Source organism: Pseudoalteromonas sp. AWH4_217, assembly GCF_056161105.1.
Window position 1 is genome coordinate 19,762 of sequence record NZ_JBSWYM010000030.1, and the last position, 21,460, is coordinate 41,221.

The following is a 21,460-nucleotide window of genomic DNA, read 5'->3' on the forward strand; positions in this document are numbered from 1 at the left end:
TTCCGATGACATTACTACAGGGACGGCACAGTGGCGCAACAAGGCACACTCTATTATTTATGCGGCAAAATGGGCGCTGGCAAATCCACTCTGTCGCGCAAACTGGCTCAGGAGCATCAGGCGGTGGTGTTGTCTGAGGATGACTGGCTGGCGGCGCATTACCCCGGCCAAATCCAAACTTTTGATGATTACATTGAGAAGTCCCGGTTAATCAAACCTTTTATTAAAGCGCATGTGCAAAGCCTGCTGCGGCTGGGGCTGAATGTGGTGATGGACTTTCCGGCTAACACCCGACGGCAACGCGCCTGGTTTGTTGCGCTAAGCGAAGCGGTACAGGCCAAACATCAACTTTACTATCTGGATGTCAGTGATGAGCAATGTCTGGCCCAGCTGGCCAAGCGCCGGGTTGAACAGCCAGCGCGGGCCCACTTTGATACCGAAGCGGTGTTTTATCAGGTTAGCCAGTATTTTGAACCACCCGAAGCCAGCGAAAGCCTGATACTTGTGAACAGAGGTAGCTCAAATGATAAGCAGGCTTAGCTCAATGCTATTATTTTTGATATCGTCACATTTGCAATTTAACTAAATTAGTCAGCAATAGCTTAATCGCAGTGAATGTAGAGGAACAATGATCGATTCAAAAACAAAAGAACGAATAGTGGTGTTGATTGATGAAGAGGCGGGCCCCTATATTAGAGTTTCAACCTGGGATGATGCTGATGCGCTCGAAGATTTGCTGTCCGGAAAGTATGATGTACTCTATGAAATGAAAACCCCAGAAGAATTTATGGATGACGGGGGTAAAGAGTATTATTTTGGCAGTGTGGCTGATCCAGCAAAACTGCAAGCTATATTAGATGAAATAACAGTATAGCAGCGAATTAAATTGCATTTTTGAAATGCAATATCCAGTGTAAAAAAGTCCGCTAAAGCTGTAATTCAAGCGCCCTCAAAGTTTCTTCTGCGCCATCAAAATCAAAATCCTCAATCTGGTTAAAGAGTTGCTCAGCGAGGGGCTGCTGGGGGGTGCCGCTTAGCGCCTCCAGTAATGTATCAGCCCGGTCGCTGGCATCCATATCAGAATCACTGATCAGTGCTTTGAGTTCAGCCAGTAAAGCCGTTATATCAATGTTCTGATGTGCGTTTTCTGAATGACCTGCCTCGCTGGGAGGGTCTATGTCCTGCGACTTATCCAGTGCCAGCGTCATTGCATCAATCAGTGCAGTCAGGCAGGGTAGTAGCTCATCCATTATGGCTTGTATCGGTGCATTGTTGGCACAGGCGGTTTCTAACTCAGCGGCCAGCTGTGCCACTTGAACAGCCCCGATATTACCAGCGCTGCCTTTGAGTGTATGGGCGCACCGCATCGGGCCCTGTGGATCTGTGTCCGTGTGTGACTGGGCTTCGACAAAGGCCTGTTCAAATTGCGCCTGTTTCTCACAAAATCGTCCCAGCAGCTTTTTGTACAGGGCTGAGTCGCCTTCGCTGATGGCGAGTCCCGTCTGGGTATCCAGCCCGGCTATCGCAGCTAAGTCCTTCGATGCATCCGTGGATGCTGGCAATGTCTGTTCGCTGGTGGCTGGTATATCCGCAGGTCGAGCCGGGGTTATCCAGCGGGCCAGTGTGGCAAACATTTTGTGCGGATTCAGGGGTTTTTCAATGATGTCGTTCATGCCGCATTCCAGCGCTTTTTGACGGTTATCCAGCATCACACTGGCGGTCATGGCGATTACCGGCAGCTGCTGCCACCTGGGTTGCTGGCGGATGGCTTCGGTTGCGCTGTAGCCGTCCATCACCGGCATCTGGCAGTCCATGAGCACACCATCGTAGTCACGCTGGTGCAGCATCTCCAGTGCCTGTTGGCCGTGCTCAGCTACATCAACCTCAATGCCATTTTTTTCTAATAAGGCAATGGCCAGCTCCTGATTGAGGTCGTTATCTTCAACCAACAGTAAATGTGCGCCCGCGACAGAGTTGGGGTGTTCGTCGGCACTCGTATCGTGTTGCTCGCAGGTGCTTGGGTCGCCAAACAGGCTAAGCAGACAGGCGGCAAGTGGCTTGGGAAAAACCGGCTTTGACAGGGTATAACTGACCTCGCTTTGTGTCATATCCCCGCCATGATTTAACAGGATGACGGGGAGTTTTGCGCGCAGTGAGTCGGGTAAAATAGTCAGACTACGACTGTCCGCCAGAATACACTGGGCACTCGTGATGATTGATGCATCAGGGACAAAGGTGTCCCGGCTGACGGCCTCCGCGCTGATCCCAAAAACATGCAGGTAGCGTTTAAGTGTGGTTGCAGCGTACTGATTGTCATCCAGGATCACTGCGTGCTGCACGGACAACTCAGGTAAACGGGTATCGCTGTTATCACATAGCTGCACCACAATATCAAAAGCAAAGGTACTGCCTTCACCGGCAATACTCTGGCAGCTGATCTGGCCACCCATCAGTTCCACCAGCTTTTTACAAATCGCCAGTCCCAGACCCGTTCCCCCGTATTTACGCGTCGTTGAGGTATCCGCCTGGCTAAAAGATTTAAAGAGTTTCTGCTGCTGTTCATCGGTCATGCCAATGCCGGTGTCTATGACCGCAAATGCCAGTGTGAGGGTATCTTTGTCGCCTGCCTGTGGCGATACATCAATGATCACATCACCACCTTGATCGGTGAACTTAATCGCATTACTGCCTAAGTTTAATAATATCTGTGAGATCCGCAGCGGATCGCCTACCAGGCGTGCCGGGATCCCAGGATCCAGCATCACACAAAGCTCAATATCCTTTTCTCGTGCCTTGATGGCCAAAAGGTCTATGCTTTGCGTCAGGGTTTCTTCCAGATCAAACTCGATGGCTTCAATATCGAGCCGGCCCGCTTCAATTTTAGAAAAATCGAGAATGTCATTGATGATCCCAAGGAGCGACTCGGCACTGCGATTGATTTTCTCTACATAATTACGCTGCTGACGATCCAAAGCGGTTTGCAGGGCCAGGTAGCTCATGCCTATGATGGCGTTCATGGGCGTGCGAATTTCATGGGACATATTGGATAAAAAGTCGGACTTGGCCTGGGTGGCACTTTCGGCTTTATCTTTGGCTTTTTGCAGCGCCACTTGCAGCGCTTTGGCGTCGCTGATATCCATATGAATACCAAACACTTCCTTACCACCCGGACCATGTTTGGCGACCACACTGCGACCAATACTGAGGATCCACTTCCAGCTGCCATCGGCACATTTCATGCGCATTTCATGGCGAAAAGTATCACTGTCGCCGCGTGCATGGGCCAGTAATGCGTCTTCGGTGGTGCTGAGGTCGTCCGGGTGAATGAGCTGGTGCCAGCGTGCAATGCTGGGACCGTACAACTGTTCCAGCTCATCGCACTGGTAGCCCAGCATTTCTGACCAGACATCGTTAGTGATCAGCTGTCCACTACTGATATCCCATTCCCAGGTGCCGGCATTGGCACCTGACATCGCCAGCTCCAGCCGCTGTTCAGCTTCTTTGAGCTCGCCATAGGACAAGGAGTTGGCCAGAGCCACAGCGAGGTGATTGGCAACGACACGCAATATCGCGCGCTGAGCCCGGGTCAGCGCGTGCTGATGGTTAAATTGCAGGGTAAACACGCCCAGCACCTCACTGTCGACTATCAGCGGAGCACAAAATACAGTTTGTGTGGCAGTGCCATGAAGGTTGTCAGCGGCATCTAACGCCAGTTTGTGCCAGTCTTGCGGGCTGGCAGTATAAACCTGAGTGGCCTCTTTGACACAGTACACATCGGCGCCCCGGCTGGTGCTAAGTTTGCTTATCAGCGCTGAAAACGGCTCATCATCCTGCACGGCGTATATATAGTCTATGTACTGTTGATCCTGGTGATAAATGCCCACCGCACAAAACTCACAGGGCAGGGTTTGCTTGAGGTGTTGATAAATGGTTTCGCAAATGACTTTCATGTCGTAGGTTGCCGCCACTTCTTTACCCACTTCGCCTAATACCACCAGATCCTGAGTGCGTTGTGCGACTTTTTGTTCCAGTTTTAAGCTGGCAAGGCGTAGTCTGCGCTCCCTGATATGCACTATGGTCACTATCGAGATGATGAGCACAGCAGGCAGCAGCACTTTAAACCACAGGGTTTCATACCAGGCAGGCAAAGAGATGATAGATAAGCCAATAGGCGTATCATTCCAGACACCATGATTATTGCTCCCCACAACCTGCAGCACATATTCGCCAGGCTCAAGCGAGCGGTAACTGGCACGGGGTGTATCTGTGATTGTGCTCCACTGTGCATCGTGCCCCAGCAACTTATAGCGATAGCGGTTATCTTCTGTGGCATGGTAATCGAGCGCGGCAAAGTAGACGGTCAGGTTTCTGTCCCTATGTGTAAACTCAATACCACTATCGAGTTTGTTAATTCGCTCCCCATCTCGCTCAGCATGGGTAAAAACCAGTGGCGGCGGGGAAATATTGACGTAGACCGTGAGTGGATTAAACCCGGTGATACCATCTATGCTGCCAAACAGGATCTGTTCATCATAGGTGACAAAAGAGCGCGCCAGAAAGTGGTTGTTGCCCAGTCCGTCATGGGTTGTGAACTGATGAAAGATCCCACTGAGCGGATCAAGTTGAAAGACGCCGCCAGAGGTTGCCAGCCACAGCAACCCCAGTTCATCGGCGACAATGGATTTCACCGCGAAATTGGCTTGTGATGTGGTGTTACTAAAACGCTTAAACTGTCCACCATCCAGTGTATAACGGGTTATTCCATTATTGCTGGCAAACCAGAGGTAGCGGCCACTCTGAATGCCCTGATTAATGTGACGGCCATCCAGACTGGTGGGGGTATTATCGGGCAGGTAGTGATGTGTTTGCGTTAAGTCTGGGCTGAGGCGAAACAGGCCATCCCCATCGCTGCCTATCCAGACTTGACTGTCACTGTCGAACAGCACAAAAGTCGGATCCGTATTGGGCAGGAAGTATTGTACTTCGCCGCTTGGTGGGTGCCAGCGTGTGACTCTGCGTTCACCAGCTATGATCAGCCACAACCACCCCTGAGCATCAAAATTGATATAATCGACGGGTGAGCCCTCTCGCACTCCGGCTGGCATAAAGGGCGTTAAAGTGCGATTAAGTTCATCGACCTTAAACAGACCAAAGTTGGTTCCTGCATACAGCTGACCTTCACCATCCCGGTTGAGATGGTGGACTCTGAGGCGATAGTCGCCGGTTAGCTCCTCGGGTGAAGCGAACGGGGTAAATTGCCCGTGACCATCAAAATGCACTAAGCCACGACCGGTACCCAGCCAAACACCGCCTTCAATGGCCTGAGCCATACTGAGTACCTGATTGAATAGCCCGGAGAGCTGCTGGCCTGCCAAAAAGTGATGCCAGGCTGTAAAGGCGGGTGGATGAGGAAACACTTTTATGACGCCGGAATAGCGCGTTGCGGCCCACATCAGCCCGGTCTGATCAATTAACACCTGGCGAACATCACGGTTTTGCAGCAATGCCAGTTTGCCGTCCTGTGCTGTGGGTATAAATTTCTCCTGTAATGGAGAAAAGCGGTAGATACCGGCAAAGGTCGACAGCAGAATATCGCCCTGATGATGCAGCAGGCTGGATACACTGGGCAGGCTGTGATCATGGAGCTGATAGGTATGAAAACGTTCAGTAGCCGGGTCAAAACGGCCAAAACTGGTACGGGTGGCCACCCAGAGTCGGCCATCGGCAGCAACGGAGACTTGTCGGACTTCCGGATGATCCAGCGACTGCGGGGCAACCTTAAATGCGCTAAACTGGCCAGTTTGGCGGTCCAGTCGGTAAAGCCCGTCTGAGGTGGCACACCAGATAGCACCATCCTGCGCTTCGGCAATACTCCACACCCGGTTGTTGCCCAGACTCGTTGGGTTGTCTGGGTCATGGACAAAACGCTCAAATCCGCTGCCATCTGTGTTGAGACGATTGAGTCCACCGCCATTGGTGCCAACCCACAGGCTGCCATCCTGACTTTCGAACAGGGCCTGTACTTTGTCCGCACCCAGAGACTGCGGGTTGTTGGGGTCATGGCGAAAATGCTTAAACCCTTGCTGTGCGCCTAAAAACAGATTCAGGCCACCGCCCCAGGTACCGGCCCACAAACGGCCACGGCTATCAAACAGTAACACACTGACACTGTCGGCAGACAGTGAGCTGGGGTCGTCCGGGTTATGTTTAAAATTACTGAACTGATAGCCATCGTAGCGCTTAATGCCATCGGCGCTGCCAAACCACATAAACCCCTGCTGATCTTTGCTCACGGCGTAGATCTGCGGCGTATTCAAGCCGTTATAGGTGGCGATATTTTCAATCTTGAGGGTGGTAGCCAGCACTTTTTGTGCGAATAAAGCACATAAGAGCCATTTCACCGCTAAACTAACAGTGAGTGCTAACCCCCTGCGCGGTGGTCGGGTCGTGCATGAGACAGAAGTGACTGGCATAGCGTTGGCCTGTTGGCTGGTCCATTGAGTCGTTGTACAAATGTTAGACAGATATTAGAAACCTGTGCACAATAATAGCAAATAAATTTTCTGACCTTGCAACACCTTAACTGTGCCAAGCCTCATGGTGAGGTAATGAGCTTTAGGAGAGAAGAATGGATAATGGCAGTGCAGTAACCACTATGACTATCCTGGTTGTTGAGGCACACGAAACCATTCGTTCTATGGTGGCCAACATTGTTACAGGCCTTGGGCGAGTTAATGTGCTACAGAGCCCCAATGGTGCAGACGCACTGGATAAGCTGCAATATCAGGATATCCACCTCATAATCGCCGACTGGATGTTGCCCAAGTTGGCGGGTATCGACTTGCTGAAAGAAGTCAGAAAAAACCCGCGCACGGCAGCGATTCCTTTTGTCATGACAGCTACCTCCATTCAGCAATCTCAGGTGTTGCAGGCCATCAAATGTGGTGTGTCTGAATATGTGGTTAAACCCTTTTCCAGCAAAATCATGTTGGAGCGCCTGCGTCGGGCACTCAATAAGCCGGTCAGGCCCTATCATGGAGAAATGAGCGAAGAAGACACCGTTGTTGAGCAGCCCATTCAGGTGCTGGTGGTTGATGATGTGGCAGACAATATTAAAATCATCGGTGATGTACTGCGCAAGGAATATAAGGTCAAAGCGGCGTTGAGCGGCGCAAAGGCATTGCAGATCTGCGCTGCAGAGCCGCAACCCGATCTGGTGTTACTGGATATTATGATGCCGGGTATGGATGGGCTGGAGGTCTGCCGCCGCCTTAAAGACGACCCCCACACCCAGCATATTACCGTGATTTTTCTAACAGCGCTGGAGCAAACTGAGCACGTTGTGCGGGGGCTTGAACTGGGGGCGGTCGACTATATTACCAAGCCGGCCAACCCATCGGTGGTTAAATCCCGGGTGCGAGCGCACTGCCGTAATATAGAATCGAATCGTCTGATGCGCGCACAGATTGACGCCATGCTGGACAATGCAAGATTGCGAGATGAGTTTGACAGTCTGACACAGACCAATCTTGCCAAACCTGTGTCGGATATTCGCAGTTCAACGGCGATGTTGGCCAGGCACATCAAAGACCCGGAGCGTGCCAGGCGTTATCTTAGCTTTATTCAGCATAGCTGTTTAAGGCTTCAGCACGCTATGGACAGTATGTCCGCGTTGGCAAAAATTGAAGCCAATGAGTACCGCCTCAATCCGGTCACTCACCCTTTGCACAAAGTCATAGAAGCTGTACTGGAAGACTTAGCCCCGCTGGTTGAAGAGTCTAAAGTCCAGCTGCGTACTGTGGTGTCTAAGGATTTGATGTTTTTTGGTGAGCCTGCGCTGTGTTACACCTTATTTCATAATCTTATCACCAACGCATTGGAAGCCGTGAATACTAAGCCGTTGGTCACCATCAGTGCGCAACCTGTTGAGCAGCAACTCACGGTGATCATCCAAAACCCTGATCCCGTACCTGACGGTGTCAGAACGCGTTTTTTCGATAAGTTTGTGACTTTTGGTAAGCCTGACAGAGCAGGTGTGGGTACTTACACCGCCAAACTGCTCGCCGAAGCGCTGCAGGGCCAGATAGAATTTAACACCGATGAGCAAAGAGGTACTGAGGTGACGGTCAGTTTGCCTTTAGGAGAAAAAGCAAACTAGCCTCTTGGGCAGCATCTGTGCCCAAGAGGAAAATGCGCGTGGCTAATCGCGAAATTGGGTGCGGTAATTCTCGACCCACAGTTTGGTTGCGCCACACACCGCTGCCGGCATCACAATCAGATTAACAATCGGAATGCTGGTTAACACCATGACGGCAAACCCAAAACCATAAGACAAGCCCTGATTTGCTTTTAAAGTGTCTTTCATCTGTCTGAAAGAGATTTTGTGGTTATCGAAGGGGTAGTCGTTGTACTGCACATTGTACATCCAGCAAGAAAACAACACCCAGAGTATCTGGCCAATGAAGGGGAGCATCCACAGCAGGATGAAAAAGCCGATAGCACGCGGCAGGTAGTAAACCAACTTGCTCCATTCGCGGCCCAGCATGCGCGGCACATCTTTTACTAAATCGGCGAAGCCATCATCGTTAATTTTTTGTCCGGTCAGATGCAGTTCGACTTTTTCGGATAACAAGCCATTGAATGGCGCAGCAATAAAGTTGGTGATAACAGTAAACACCATGCTGTAACTGAATAAAATCACTAGCACGGCAATGGGCCACATTAACCATTCCAGCCAGCTTAGCCAGTCAGGCAGTAATTCATTCAGGTAGGCAAAGCCTTGTGTCAGCCAGTCATACAGGAAAAACAACGAGCCGCCAAATAGCAACACATTGATAAGCAAAGGAATAAATACAAAGCGTTTAAGTCCTTTTTGGCTCAGTAAGGAAAAGCCCGCGACAAAATACTCCATACCTTTGGTCAGTTGCATTGAAATACCTCTGTATTTAAAGTTCTATGCCCATTATAAGGTCAGGAGGATGAAAAAGGGCAGCCTGTTGAGTAACAAATTGTGCATGCCTTGCCATCTTATTGTGTTTGCAAAGGTTTCCCGTTAACCAGGCAAAACGGATCTGGTGCACTCAGGTGTTAGGAAAAATAAATTTACAGATTATTGCACTTTGCTGGTTGAAACCGCACTTGCTTGCCTATACATTCAAATTATCGTCCTCGGGGAGTTTGCCCATGCAATCGCGTTTTTGGTTATTAGCATTGTGTCTGATGGTGTCACTGACTGTGAACGCCGCTGGCAGCAGTGCGTCAGTCAAAACTGCGCAACTGGTAGAGCTTTTGTCTGACCCTGACGAAGATAAGCTAGACTGCGACTCCGACATTCCAATGCCAGGCTCTGCCAACCTGGAAAATGTGCAGCCAGCTCGCAATTTCCCGGATAGCGTCCGCTTATATCACCCGCTTACTTACTATCATCAGGGGATCAGAGCCCCACCTGTTTCAGCCTAATACACGCATTTTTATATTTGAATTTTGCACGCCTGATAGGCTGTGCCGTGATGTGCTTAATGTCAGCGCTGCTTGTGGCAAGTGGCTGGCAATGACCCATGCGTAAATACCCCTGGCCACGAGAGAGCGCATAAACCCGGCGCGTTATCGCCGGAGTCGAATTATCTTTGGTTAGCCAGGTGTTTAATCGCATTGGTATATTCCCGAAACAGAGGTGAATAATGAATACATTTAACAGACTGAATACGCTTGATGTGACTGCTGATGTTCCTGTTCAGGCCAACCCCTTACTGAGTGCAGCTGAAGAGAATGGGCTTGATCGCCTGTCGGTATCGGCACAAAAGTATATGCACAATCTGGATGGCCAGAATGCAGTGTATCTGGACCCGGATACCAGTGTTGATGATGCCACGCTGGTACTGAACAAAACTCATGTGGCCTCTATGTTTGTGGCTCAGGATGGCGTATTGATGGGGATCATTTCCCAGGCCCGACTGGGCAGTCGACATATCTTAAAAGAAGCTCAGTTGCGCGGCTGTCAGCGCAGCGATCTTGTTGCCAGCGACGTTATGCTGCCGCTTAAAACACTAAAACAGATAAGTCTGACCGATCTGCGTACAGCGCGCTCTGGTGATGTACTGGTGACTATGGAAGCGCATGGCCTTGATTACTTGCTGGTAACCGCGCCTGAAACAGGCCGGATCTGTGGCTACTTTGATCTGGTGGAGTTGATAAAAGTAGGTGGTCGTTCAGTTAATCAGCTGCGCCCGGCTGAACACTTTAACGACATTGTGGTGTCTGTGCTGCACCACAGCGAACGGTAATACCATTCAGCCCAACATAGTCCAACCGATTTATTTCCTAAAGTTAATGTAAATTAACGCCAAGGCACCTGAGGGTGCCTTTTTTATACCAATTTGCCCCTTTAAATTGAACATGTATTAAGTGAAGTGGGTACTACTCTGGAAATTTAACGCCGTGACGTTTGGCATACCAGTAACACAACGGCAGTTCAATCAGGGTAAAGGAAATCACGGTAAACCAGGCCCAGTTGACCTCAAATAAGACCAAAGAAAAAGATAATCCAGAGTCATAGTAGACTGAGCCGACAATAGCCAGCGAAACGGCGGTCGCTATCAAATCCTGAATCGAGACCTTTTTTAAATCATTACCAGCGTAACGCGGATAAATGACAAAGTAGGCCAGGCATAAAATAATGACGTTGAGCAGGATGACCTGGAGTTCAATGGACATAAATACAACTTATAGGTATGAAGAAGTCGCTATTTTAAGGCGCACAATGGCGCTTTGGCAAGCAAGCAGATGGATGACTCTGCCTTTTCTGTGTTATTGCGGTTATACTTCGCGGGTAAACCAATGAGGTAGGTATGCTGTCGAAAAATCAACAAAAGCTGCTCCGCGCCCTGGCGCAAAAAAAATATCGTAAACAACATGGCCTGTACCTGGTGCAGGGGGCTAAAAATGTTCAGGAACTTCTGAATGCGGGTAAACCGGTTAAACAGATCTTTGCCAGCGCTGATTTTATTGCTGACAACCGGACCTTGTTGGAGCCCCATGAGCTGGTGTTGTGCGATGAGGCTGAGTTGAGTAAAGTCAGTACTCTGGTCAGTAACAATGCGGCTATTGCCATTGCTGAGACAGAGCCACAGGCAGAGCTGAACACGAGTGGGTTGGTCCTGGCACTGGATGACGTATCCGACCCTGGTAATCTGGGCACCATTATTCGTGTTGCGGATTGGTATGGGTTGAACCAGATTGTCCTCAGTGAGCAATGTGCCGATCATCTTAATCCCAAAGTGATCAGCGCAACCATGGGCTCTTTTGCGCGGGTTGATGTGATCAGAACAGATCTTTGCACATTGCTAAAAACCTACGATGGCCCGGTTTATGGGGCTTTTCTGGAAGGTCAAAGCGTGCATACTACTTCATTTGCAACGCGAGGTATTTTGGTGATGGGCAGCGAATCACATGGTATCAGCGCTGCGGTGGCAGAGCATATTAATCAGCCCATCACTATCCCCGCTTTTGGCGGCGCGGAGTCGCTTAATGTGGCGATGGCCACGGGGATCATCCTTGATAACTTGAAACGCCATGGGTAAGGTAGACTGATCTTGAACTATTGCGTTTGTCATTAAGCTGTTGTTGTTATGCGCCTGAGCAGCATTAAACTGGCCGGTTTCAAATCCTTTGTAGAGCCGACTAAAATACCCTTTCCGGAGCCAATGACCTGTGTTGTTGGTCCCAACGGGTGCGGCAAGTCCAACGTGATTGATGCCGTGCGCTGGGTATTGGGGGAAAGCTCCGCTAAAAACCTGCGCGGCGATGCCATGACGGACGTGATCTTCAATGGCTCGACCCACCGTAAGCCAGTATCCCAGGCCTCTGTAGAGCTGCTGTTTGATAATACTCAGGGGCGTTTGCCCGGTTCTATGGCTGACCGTACTCAGGTTGCAATTAAGCGGCTTGTGACTCGGGACGGTCAGTCACTGTACTTTCTCAATGGCAGTAAATGCCGCAAACGTGACATCACAGATATTTTTTTGGGCACCGGTCTTGGCCCGCGCAGTTATGCCATCATTGAGCAGGGGATGATCTCGCGCCTGATAGAGAGCAAACCGCAGGAATTACGCATCTTTTTGGAAGAAGCCGCTGGGGTCTCCAAATATAAAGAGCGCCGTCGGGAAACTCAGACGCGGATCAAAAGCACCAGAGAGAATCTGGAACGTCTGCTGGATATGCGTCAGGAGCTGCAAAATCAGCTCGACAGATTGGCCAAACAGGCCGAAGCTGCGCGTCAGTATCGTGATCTTAAGGCGCAGGAACGCACCCTGAAAGGCCAGCTGGCAGTGCTAAAGTGGCAGGAACTGCATGCCAAGCAGCAAGAAAAAACCAGCCAGATAGCTAAGTTAAACGACAAACTGACTTTTTTAGAGCAAGCCCACGGCGGACATGACGATGTGCTGGCAACCTTTGAGCAACAGGTTACCCACTTCAGTGATGCGCAGACAGAATTACAGCAGCAACTTCACAACACACAAACCCAGTTAACGCGCATTGAACAGCAGAAGATCCACCTGAGCGAAAAACGCCGCGAATTGGCTGATAAACAAACTCTGTTGAGCGAAGAAATTGCACAGGCTCTGGCGCTATATGAACAACAACAGCAACATTGCGCAGAGCTTGCTGAGCAATGTGAAGTGCATCAGGAAGCAACGCAGATCAGTGCCGAGAAGTTGGCTGAAAGTGAATTACTGATCGATGAAAAAGCGCAACAAGTGCAAGCACACGAAGCGGCGGATCAGGCGACACAGCAGGCACTGGACAAAGCACGCCAACATACTCAGGAGTGTCATCTGGCAGTGCAACGGCTGACACAACAACAACAGCATCTGATACAGCGGCAGGAGCAGCTGGTGCAACAGCTGGCGCAGCATAGTACACAAAACCCTGACGAGGCGCTGACGCAGCAACAAAAGGCCCATCAGGAACTGGTGCATACTATGGCCATCTCGCAACAGGAAAACCAGCGCCTTAGCACTGAGTTGCAGCGCCTGAGCGAGGCAAAAGCGGCATTACAGCAAAAGCTTCAGGCACAGCAAGTCAGACTCGGACAGGCACAAGCTCAGGTTCAGGCGCTGGAAAAGCTCACCCGTACTCAGCAAGGTGACAGCGAGGATGCACCTGGTTCACCTTTACTGAGTGTGCTGAGGGTTGAGCCGGGCCTCGAAGCGATCGTAGAGCGTGCCATGCTGGGGCTTGGATCGCTTCGGATCACCGAACAAGACTATGTCAATCGTATTTGGGCAGCTCAGGTCGATGAAAAAACGCCGGGCAGTGTGGCGACCCTTATTCACTCGGAAATTTACCCGGACTTTTTAAATCAGATTGAATGGCTGGGAGAGGCTCGCCAGTTTAGTACGCGTCAGCCATTCTTTGCCGCTATTGATAATGAGGGGAATTTGTATGGTGGCAACTGGCAAGCGCAAGAGAAGGATGTGCAGTCAGGGAGTTTGCTTGCGCACTATAGCGAGCTGCGCACTCACCAGGCGGAGCTGCCCCAGATTGAAGCGCAGCTGAGTGAGCTGGAAGCGTCACTGACGCCTTTGGAATCTGCTGTGACAAGGTGTTCACAACAGCTCGAAGCGAACAAACAGGCAGTCCATGAGGCGGCCAAAATGGTGGCCAGCAGCCAGACCCGGGTGGATATGTTGCTTGCTCAGCAAGCCAGTTGGCAGCAACAAAGCAGCCAGCTTGAGGGTAATCAGCGCGAGCTGGATGAGCAAAGTGAACTGCTGGTGGCTCAGCTCGAAGAGAGTGAACAGACCCTTTGGCAAGCCGAGGAAGCACAGGAACAGTTACAACAGCAGGTGAATCAGCAAAACGAGTCCCTTGAAGCACTCAAACGGGCACATCAGCAGCAGCAACAGCAGCTGCGCGATATTCAGCAGCAGTACCATCAGGCCAAAATGAAACTCCAGCAGGCACAAAGTGATGCACAACTGGGTCAGACTAAACTGAGTCACCTGGCGCAAAGCCTGGAGCTGAGCAATGAAGCCTTGGCTCAGGTACAACAACAATTACACAGCAGTGAGGAGCCCGGGATAGAACTTGAGCAACAACAGACAGAGCTGTTGATCCGTCATACTGAGCTGGAGCAGGCGTCACAGGATACAGCTGCTAAGTTGAGCGACGCTAGGCAACAACTCAGTGATAAACAGCTGGCGCTCAAAGATGCCCAGGCACAAAGCGCACAGCTTAAAGAGCAACGCCAGCAGTTAGCACTACAGGAGCAAAGCCTGATGGTGAAGGCGCAAGCTGCGCTTGAACCCTTAACAGAGCTTCGTCAGACACTTAAAGACGTGTTAACACAGCTGCCGGAAGATGCGCAGGCGAGCAGTCATCAGGGCAAGCTGACTCGTATTGCGCAACAGCTGAGTTTGTTGGGGGCGGTTAACCTCGCAGCGATTGAAGAATTTGATGAGGCACAGCAGCGTAAGCGCTATCTCGATGAACAACTGGAGGATCTCAGCGCGGCACTTGAGACGCTGGAAGGGGCCATTCGTAAGATAGACCGCGAGACACGTAGCCGTTTTAAAACTACCTTTGATCAGGTTAATCAGGACCTGGCGGAGCTGTTTCCCAAAGTATTTGGCGGCGGCAGTGCTTACCTGGAATTGACCAGTGATGATCTGTTAGAAAGCGGTGTAACCATCATGGCAAGACCGCCGGGTAAGAAAAACTCGACAATTCATCTGTTAAGTGGTGGAGAAAAAGCCCTGACCGCATTATCATTGGTATTTTCAATATTTAGACTAAATCCGGCTCCTTTTTGTATGCTGGATGAAGTAGATGCACCGCTGGATGACGCGAACGTTGGGCGTTTTTGCCGACTGGTCGAGGAAATGTCGCAAACGGTGCAGTTTATTTACATCAGCCACAACAAGGTCGCGATGGAAATGGCGGGCCGGCTGACGGGGGTAACCATGGCGGAACCCGGGGTTTCACGTATGGTTGCCGTAGACATAGAACAAGCAGTGCAAATGGCGCATGCATAATAAGTAAAGGTGAGCAATGGCCACAGAATTAAGATGGGCATTAATCGTGATCAGTGCACTGATCATTGGTGGATTATTGATACATGGCTTATGGTCGGTAAGAAAAAAAGAGAATCAGGATACCGATAACCCCGCAGCCACGAAGAAACCCGCAGCCGCGCCTCAGCCGCAGCGCGAGGAAGAACCACAACTGGATGAAATGAGCTTCTCTGCCGTCGATGAAGACAAAGAGCCGGCGCCGACTGAAGAGCATACTGAAGTCTCAGACGCACCGGTGGAACAGGTCGACACTGAGCAGCAGGCACCGCAAGAGGTTGCGCCCCAGGACTTTATTATTTTACACATTGACATGCCAGAAGGCCTGACCATGGCAGGCTCTAAGCTGTTGCCTTGTGTATTGAGTCTGGGCTTTAAGTACTCGGATGAAGGCTTTTTCAATCGCCATGTTGAGTCTTCCGGCAATGGCCCGGTCTTGTTCCGGTTAGTGAATATGTATAACCCGGGTACATTCGATATCGATAATATGGAACAGTTCAGTACCGGAGGCGTTAGCTTGTTTATGACGTTGCCGTGTGAAGGCGACAGCATGGCGGCGTTCAATATGCTTCACAGCGCCGCGAAAAAGCTGGCCGATGAGTTTGGTGCCAGTGTGCTGGACAGCAATCGTGAGCCACTCACTGTGAATACCACCCGTGCCTACGTTGAAAAGGTGCGTGAATATACCGTTTAAGCGTTAATACTGCCTGCGGGCATATATGCGACAGAGCCACGGACTTAGGTCCGTGGCTTTTTGTGTTATTAAGAGGTTGTAATGTCAGAAACTATCAGCAAACAAATCAATGAATTAAGACAACAGTTGGAAAGTTATAACTACCAATACTATGTCTTGGATCAGCCTACTGTACCCGATGCCGAATATGATCGGGTAATGCGCGCTCTGATTGAGCTGGAAACCCAGCATCCTGACTATCTAACCCCGGATTCTCCCTCACAAAAAGTGGGGGGGGCTGCGCTAAGCAAATTTGAGCAGGTAACGCATCAGGTCCCTATGTTGTCTCTGGACAATGCATTTGATGAGGCTGAATTCAATGCGTTTAATCGTCGCATTAAAGAGCGCCTGCTACACAACGACGAGCTGGATTTTTGTTGTGAGCCAAAGCTGGATGGTCTGGCTGTGTCTATTCTCTACCGTGATGGGGTGCTGGTTCAGGCGGCAACCCGAGGTGATGGCCAGGTAGGTGAAAATATCACCGAAAACGTGAAAACCATACGTAATATTCCTCTGCGTTTGCGTGGTGAAGATATCCCTGCTGAGCTGGAAGTACGCGGCGAAGTCTTTATGGACAAGGCCGGATTTGCACGGCTGAACGAAACCGCAGCGCAGCGTGATGAAAAAACCTTTGCCAACCCGCGTAACGCTGCGGCGGGCAGCCTGCGTCAGCTGGACCCTAAAATAACCGCCAAACGTCCACTGATGTTTTACGCCTATTCAATGGGCGTAGTGCAGGGCGCTGAGCTGGCTGATACCCATTATGCGCAGTTGCAGCAGTTAAAAGACTGGGGCTTGCCTATGTGCCCGCAAACAAAGCGGGTAACGGGTGCCAGTGCCGCTTATCAATACTATGAAGCCATTATGGCTGAGCGTGATGCGCTGCCGTATGAAATTGATGGCGTGGTTATCAAGGTTGATAATAAACCGTTTCAGGCGCAGCTAGGCTTTGTTGCGCGCGCACCGCGCTGGGCCATTGCATTTAAATTCCCGGCACAGGAAGAACTAACGCAGTTGCTGGATGTGGAGTTTCAGGTAGGCCGGACCGGCGCAGTCACGCCAGTTGCGCGGCTGGAGCCTGTGTTTGTTGGCGGCGTGACCGTCTCGAATGCGACTTTGCACAACCGTGACGAAATCGACCGTCTGGGTGTCAAAGTGGGCGATACCGTGATCATCCGACGCGCTGGTGATGTGATCCCGCAGATCACTCAGGTGGTGCTGGAAAAAAGGCCTGAAGATGCCCGCGATATCACTTTCCCGGATACCTGTCCGGTATGTGATTCCCACGTTGAGCGTGTGGAAGGTGAAGCCGTTGCGCGTTGCACCGGTGGCCTGGTGTGCCGCGCACAACGCAAAGAAGCGATTAAACACTTTGCGTCGCGTAAGGCGTTGGACATCGACGGCCTGGGCGACAAGATTGTTGAGCAACTGGTTGAGCGGGAATTGATCACGACACCTGCTGAACTGTTCACCCTGCGTCAGGGGCATTTTGAGTCGCTGGAGCGTATGGGGCCTAAATCGGCCAAGAATTTGGTTGGTGCACTTGAAGAGGCAAAACAAACAACGCTGGCTAAATTTTTATATGCGCTTGGGATCCGCGAAGTGGGTGAGGCCACTGCACAAAACCTGGCAAATCACTATCTGACGCTTGAAAAGGTGATGAATGCCTCCATTGAGAGTCTACAGGAAGTGAGTGATGTGGGTGTCGTCGTTGCCCAGCATATTCATGCGTTTTTCAGTGAGCCACACAATCAAAAAGTGGTGAGTGACTTGCTTGAGCAAGGGTTGCACTGGCCTGAAATTGAGGCAAAAGCAGAAAGTGAACAGCCACTGGCTGGCCTGACTTACGTGCTGACGGGGACGCTGAGCCAGCTTAACCGCAACGACGCTAAAGCGCGATTGCAGGCGCTCGGGGCTAAAGTGTCAGGCAGTGTCTCGAAAAACACTCATGCGCTGGTTGCAGGCGAAAAAGCGGGGTCTAAGCTAACTAAGGCGCAGGATCTTGGGATCGATATCCTGGATGAAGCAGCACTGATTGCGTTGCTTGACTCACATCAGGGCTAATACCAATTTCACTTAATACCTGTTCAATTTGAAGGAGCAAATAGGGCGCTAACGGTGTTAAAAATCTCTCATTTAGAACAACTAAATAGCGAAATTTTTGCCTAGTTATCGACCTTATTTTCTCGCCTCAAAATAGAACACTTAATTAAGCAAATTGGTATAAACAACAGGCGGGCTGATTAGTTCGCCATAAAATGAGATAAGTGGTATGAGTAAGTTGCAGGCTGGGTATGGGCCCGAGTACTGGGATAAATACGGGGTATATCGCACGCCTGTTGGTTTTAACCTGACCTTGCTGGTGTTGCTCAGGCCGTTGTTTTTGTGGCTGGTGTCAGCCCTGACCTGGCGTCCGGACCTTGACCTCATGTCATTATTTTTTCATTCAAAGCAGCATTTTTTTGTGGCAGTTATGATAGCCAGTCTGGCCCTGATCCCGACTGTGCTGTTTTCTTTGCGCAGGCCAACCAGCTCACCTAAGTTAGCCCGCTACTGGCGTCATATGCGCTGGCCACTGTTGATCGCTGCCTGCTTAGATTTGGTGTGGCTGGGGATGCAAATTGTTCAGGCACATTATCAATTCTCTTTCTATCTGGCCATTCAGGCCGTACTGGTCTGCTGGGTGATTTTGTATTTACTCAAAAGTCGATACTTAACGTGTTTTTTTGGGGATTGGCCTGAACCTGAAAATAATTGACTTGACGCTGACGGGCTGACAACTAAACATTAGGGCGAATGTGGCTTTCATATTGGCGTAAAAATATAGAGCTAATCTGATCCAGATGAGCCTATGACACTCTATAACAATAAGACAAATCTTATGTGTTTGCCAATATGGAGTAACTCTACATCAACCGGAGAACGAGACATGTTGACTTGGCGAGATATTCTGCGATTTGCAGATAATGGCAACCCACAGCCGCCCAGGCGGGTTGAAAAAAACCTGATGCAGTGGCAGGCCTTATTAGAACCTTCTGTTTTTCATATCACCCGAAACCGCGGGACTGAGCGCCCATTCAGTTCACAAAGCTGCAGCGTTTTTTCACCTGGTAAATATCACTGTGCTTGTTGCGACCAACTCTTGTTCGATGCGGATGAGAAATTTGACAGTGGTTCTGGCTGGCCTTCTTTCACTCAGCCCCACAGCGCAGATTCTGTTGCATACCGATTAGACAGATCGCATGGTATGGACAGAGTTGAGATAGTTTGCAATGTGTGTGATGCTCACCTCGGACATGTGTTTCCAGACGGCCCTAAACCGAGTGGGTTACGCTACTGTGTGAATGCGTTGGCGCTGAAAAAGCAGGAAGAGGGCACACATTAGCTTAGCTATTCCTGTCCCATCAGGGTCTGAAATCCAGATTCATTTCTTCTAATTGAGCCTGTAGCTTGTCGAATCGCTCCTGCTGTTCAGGCTCGAGCTGAGCTGTGCTCAGTGTTTTGTAGCACTTCGCTGCCAGGTTTGAGTTAAATGTAGCGGCTTTCTTTCCTGTCGCATCTGCAAGACACTGTAGTAGATTCAGGGCAATGCTGGCGTTTTTAGGCATCACTCTAAAGGCCTGTGTAAAGGCTTCCAGCGCGACGTCGAGCTGCCCTTTCTGGAATTGTTTCACCGCATGATTATTGAGCTCTTTGGGGCCCATTGTGATATGGCGACGCTCATCTTGCTGTTGCTGTAGCAAGTGCATAAAAGTGGGGTCATCTTGCTGTTGATGACGCTCGCAATGTGCGATTATCTGGCCAAATAGGGCCTCAGCTTTGTGCTGAAACCCCAGTTCATGGAACGCCTTCGCTTTATCCAGCGCAGCATCAACAGAACGGATCTGAGGTTCATCCTCCAGCTGCTCCATCAGTTGTCGCGCTTTGGTATGTTCATCTTTGAGGTAATGTAGCCGAGCATTGAGCACGTCAATCTGAGTTTGGTTATTGGCATTGGGAAACTGCTTTTTTAGATCGCTCAGGTATTGCTGGGTCTGCCGGGTCAGGCGGGTGATCTGATCGTGTTGATCTGTGCTGAGCGCGAAATCAATTCCGGCACGGGCGGCGTTTAAATAAACCTCAGGGCTGTCATGCATCGAAAAACGGGCAAAATTGGCAATTTCTTTTTGCGCGTTGTAACTGCACTCATAATCATGGTTAATGCGCGCAACGGTACTGAGGGACTTCTGCCTTTCGATATTGCGTGGCGCAATCTGCGAGGCCTGCACCAAAGATACCTGTGCTTCTTCAAACTGATTCAGCTTTAATTCAAGCCGGGACAATAAATCCAAAGCAGCCAGGCGAGTCTCACTTTTTTCGATCAGGGATTTCAGCATTTTTTGCGCCAAAATATCTTCGTTATTTGCAATCAAGGTTTCCACAAGGCCGAGCTTGGCCCAGGTAAATTTTTGTAACTCGAGCATGGAGCGGTAGAACTGTTTGGCCTCATCATAATGTTTAAGCTTTAGCAGTGTTTCACCTTTGAGCTTAAGTAATATCGGGCTGTAAGCGTGCTCACCGCTTTCAAGCTCTGAGTTTATAAGCTTGAGTGCCTTGGAGTAGTTTTCGTCGTCAATCAGATTGTAGAGCGTTTTGAGACTACGTTTGCGCTTTAAAACACGCTCGATGCGTGCTTTGAGCTCTTTAATGCTAAAAGGCTTTACCAGGAAGTCATCAGGCTGCAGTTCAACAATACTGTGCACCAGTTCGGGGCTAGTTTCGGCTGAGGTAAAAATAAACCCGGTACTTTGACGGATAAGGCGCTTTTTGAGTAGTTCTTCGTAGAGTTGATAACCATTTTGACGTTTACTTAGGTCAAACGAGCAGATAATTAAATCGAATTTATGATGGATACAGCTTTCCTTTGCCAGTTGGGCATTTTCGGCAAACTGAACGTTTTTATAAGCCAACTGGTCCAGCGATTGTTTAATGTAGCTCAGCGCCAGTTGCTGTTCTTCCACGATCAAAATTTTTGCATTTACAAAGGGTTGAACAGACATAGAGTAAAGGACAAGGAATAAATTTGGAATGCTTTTAGTCTAGTCGTTTATCTTTTCTTTTGAAACATAAGGATTAAAAAGCTTGGTAAGAATGCAGAGAAAGCAGGGGCCAGGGTATTTGTTGGATGAGCGCGATGCCGCATCGACCAAAACTCGGATGATAGAGCGAAAAATAAAAGAGTGTGACTTATTGCGATATTGAAGTGATAGTGGGTTGTACTGGACTTGAACTACTAATCTTCGCCTTGGTAAGAATGAGCGCGATGCCGCATCGACCAAATTACGGATGATATATCAAAATATAAAATAATGTGACTAGTTATATTTTTGAAGTGATGGTGGGTTGTACTGGACTTGAACCAGTGACCCTCGCCTTGTAAGGGCGATGCTCTCCCAACTGAGCTAACAACCCATGCATAGATGCAGGTACATACTCTGTATTTCCGAAGAAATGGTGGGTTATACTGACTTTGATTCAGAACCCTTGCCTTGGTAAGAATGAGCGCGATGCTGCATCGACCAAGTTGTTCACCAAATTAATGGTGGGTTGTACTGGACTTGAACCAGTGACCCTCGCCTTGTAAGGGCGATGCTCTCCCAACTGAGCTAACAACCCA

15 protein-coding genes and 2 tRNA genes are annotated in these 21,460 nt (G+C 49.9%); 11 read left to right on the forward strand and 6 right to left on the reverse strand.

What is annotated here, in order from left to right; translation table 11 throughout:
* Positions 1 to 30: 30 nt before the first annotated feature.
* Positions 31 to 540, forward strand: a complete 510-nt coding sequence (locus tag ACXAH1_RS23035) for a P-loop nucleotide/nucleoside kinase family protein (RefSeq protein ID WP_475199934.1) — start codon at positions 31 to 33, stop codon at positions 538 to 540.
* Positions 541 to 628: 88 nt separating this feature from the next.
* On the forward strand, positions 629 to 874 hold the full coding sequence (locus tag ACXAH1_RS23040; RefSeq protein WP_475199936.1) for a hypothetical protein: 246 nt from the start codon (positions 629 to 631) through the stop codon (positions 872 to 874).
* A 52-nt stretch (positions 875 to 926) separates the two neighbouring features.
* Here ACXAH1_RS23040 and ACXAH1_RS23045 read toward each other — a convergent pair whose 3' ends face one another.
* A complete protein-coding gene (locus tag ACXAH1_RS23045; RefSeq protein ID WP_475199938.1) occupies positions 927 to 6,401 on the reverse strand; it encodes a response regulator in 5,475 nt (1,824 codons plus the stop codon).
* Positions 6,402 to 6,628: 227 nt separating this feature from the next.
* On the opposite strand from ACXAH1_RS23045, the gene ACXAH1_RS23050 reads away from it, so the two are divergent.
* On the forward strand, positions 6,629 to 8,158 hold the full coding sequence (locus ACXAH1_RS23050; RefSeq protein WP_475199941.1) for a response regulator: 1,530 nt from the start codon (positions 6,629 to 6,631) through the stop codon (positions 8,156 to 8,158).
* A 42-nt stretch (positions 8,159 to 8,200) separates the two neighbouring features.
* Here ACXAH1_RS23050 and cysZ read toward each other — a convergent pair whose 3' ends face one another.
* Positions 8,201 to 8,929, reverse strand: a complete 729-nt coding sequence (cysZ, locus tag ACXAH1_RS23055; protein WP_475199943.1) for a sulfate transporter CysZ — start codon at positions 8,927 to 8,929, stop codon at positions 8,201 to 8,203.
* Positions 8,930 to 9,183: 254 nt separating this feature from the next.
* Between cysZ and ACXAH1_RS23060 the strand changes: the two genes are divergently transcribed.
* Entirely contained in the window at positions 9,184 to 9,459 is a 276-nt protein-coding gene (locus ACXAH1_RS23060) for a hypothetical protein (RefSeq protein ID WP_475199945.1), read from the forward strand.
* 221 nt (positions 9,460 to 9,680) lie between these two features.
* Positions 9,681 to 10,283, forward strand: coding sequence for a CBS domain-containing protein (locus ACXAH1_RS23065; RefSeq protein WP_475199947.1), 603 nt, complete (start codon positions 9,681 to 9,683; stop codon positions 10,281 to 10,283).
* Between the two features lie 133 nt (positions 10,284 to 10,416).
* Here ACXAH1_RS23065 and ACXAH1_RS23070 read toward each other — a convergent pair whose 3' ends face one another.
* On the reverse strand, positions 10,417 to 10,713 hold the full coding sequence (locus ACXAH1_RS23070; protein ID WP_138543873.1) for a hypothetical protein: 297 nt from the start codon (positions 10,711 to 10,713) through the stop codon (positions 10,417 to 10,419).
* A 134-nt stretch (positions 10,714 to 10,847) separates the two neighbouring features.
* Here ACXAH1_RS23070 and ACXAH1_RS23075 point away from each other — a divergent pair, with 134 nt between their 5' ends.
* The 6 genes from ACXAH1_RS23075 (at position 10,848) to msrB (ending at position 19,189) form a co-directional block, all read left to right on the forward strand.
* Positions 10,848 to 11,579, forward strand: a complete 732-nt coding sequence (locus ACXAH1_RS23075) for a TrmH family RNA methyltransferase (RefSeq protein WP_475199949.1) — start codon at positions 10,848 to 10,850, stop codon at positions 11,577 to 11,579.
* Between the two features lie 48 nt (positions 11,580 to 11,627).
* Entirely contained in the window at positions 11,628 to 15,035 is a 3,408-nt protein-coding gene (locus tag ACXAH1_RS23080) for a chromosome segregation SMC family protein (protein WP_475199951.1), read from the forward strand.
* A 16-nt stretch (positions 15,036 to 15,051) separates the two neighbouring features.
* Entirely contained in the window at positions 15,052 to 15,765 is a 714-nt protein-coding gene (gene zipA / locus ACXAH1_RS23085) for a cell division protein ZipA (protein WP_475199953.1), read from the forward strand.
* An 81-nt stretch (positions 15,766 to 15,846) separates the two neighbouring features.
* The gene (gene ligA, locus ACXAH1_RS23090; RefSeq protein WP_475199956.1) at positions 15,847 to 17,868 is read left to right on the forward strand and encodes an NAD-dependent DNA ligase LigA; all 2,022 of its coding nucleotides are present in this window, start codon (positions 15,847 to 15,849) and stop codon (positions 17,866 to 17,868) included.
* A 208-nt stretch (positions 17,869 to 18,076) separates the two neighbouring features.
* Positions 18,077 to 18,562, forward strand: coding sequence for a DUF2919 family protein (locus ACXAH1_RS23095; RefSeq protein ID WP_253046168.1), 486 nt, complete (start codon positions 18,077 to 18,079; stop codon positions 18,560 to 18,562).
* A gap of 171 nt (positions 18,563 to 18,733) precedes the next feature.
* On the forward strand, positions 18,734 to 19,189 hold the full coding sequence (gene msrB, locus ACXAH1_RS23100; RefSeq protein ID WP_475199958.1) for a peptide-methionine (R)-S-oxide reductase MsrB: 456 nt from the start codon (positions 18,734 to 18,736) through the stop codon (positions 19,187 to 19,189).
* 19 nt (positions 19,190 to 19,208) lie between these two features.
* Here the strand turns inward: msrB and ACXAH1_RS23105 are convergent, their stop codons facing one another.
* From ACXAH1_RS23105 to ACXAH1_RS23115, 3 genes are all read right to left on the reverse strand, one after another.
* Positions 19,209 to 20,843, reverse strand: coding sequence for a response regulator (locus tag ACXAH1_RS23105; protein ID WP_475199960.1), 1,635 nt, complete (start codon positions 20,841 to 20,843; stop codon positions 19,209 to 19,211).
* 336 nt (positions 20,844 to 21,179) lie between these two features.
* Positions 21,180 to 21,255, reverse strand: a tRNA-Val gene (locus ACXAH1_RS23110).
* Between the two features lie 128 nt (positions 21,256 to 21,383).
* A tRNA-Val gene (locus ACXAH1_RS23115) sits at positions 21,384 to 21,459 on the reverse strand.
* Position 21,460: the final 1 nt, after the last annotated feature.